Origin of the sequence: Mycobacterium helveticum (genome assembly GCF_007714205.1) — a bacterium.
Classification (GTDB): domain Bacteria; phylum Actinomycetota; class Actinomycetes; order Mycobacteriales; family Mycobacteriaceae; genus Mycobacterium; species Mycobacterium helveticum.
Genome location: NZ_VMQU01000323.1, coordinates 1 through 790, shown reverse-complemented (window position 1 = coordinate 790; position 790 = coordinate 1). Strand labels below are relative to the sequence as shown.

At 64.9% G+C, this 790-nt stretch carries 1 protein-coding gene; it reads left to right on the top strand.

The annotated features are described in order from the left end of the window. Positions 1-649: group II intron maturase-specific domain-containing protein (locus FPZ47_RS27725; RefSeq protein WP_246133649.1), on the top strand; the 649-nt coding region annotated here is incomplete at its 5' end. Positions 650-790: the final 141 nt, after the last annotated feature.

Here is a 790-nt window from a genome sequence, read left to right as displayed (position 1 = left end):
GTCGTCCCGCAGGAGCCACCGCCAGCGCGGAGGCGCGACGTATCGCCTGGTGCGCTACGCCGATGACTTCGTGGTTCTGGTCTTCGGCGAACGCGGGCACGCCGAACAACTGTGGGATCACATGACCGATCTGCTGGCACCGATGGGGCTGCGGTTGGCCCCGGACAAGACGCAGGTCGTGCATATCGACGAGGGCTTCGACTTTCTGGGGTTCCGCCTCCAACGGCATACCCAGCGGGGAAGCAACCGGGCATACGTCTACAGCCACCCGTCGCGCACATCGCTGCAGACGATGCGACGCAAGCTCAAGACGGTGACCAAACGGATCACCCACCAACCCGCCGACCTGCTGTTCCGGCAATTGAGCCGGATGGTCCGCGGTTGGGCCCAGTACTTTCGGCACAGCTCAGCCAGTCAGGCCTACTCCCACATCGCCAACTACCTGTGGTGGCGGGTGTGGAGCTGGCTGCTGCATAAACATCCACGCACCGGTAAACGCGCCCTGTGGGCTCGACACCACGTGCGTGGCTGGCCGCAGTACAACGGTGTTCGGCTCTACAACCCCACCACGATGCACATCCAGCGCTACCGTTACCGGGGCTCGCAGATCCCAACACCATGGGCAACCTCAATGGTCGTCCCAGCTTGACCTATGGAGAGCCGGATGCGGTGAAAGCCGCACGTCCGGTTCGGGGGCGCGGCGGCGGGAAATAGCCCGGGTGACAAGCTCGGACACTACGCCCGCCGCCGACGCCTACTGGGAAGACGGCGGCCCCACCGAGCTGCCCAA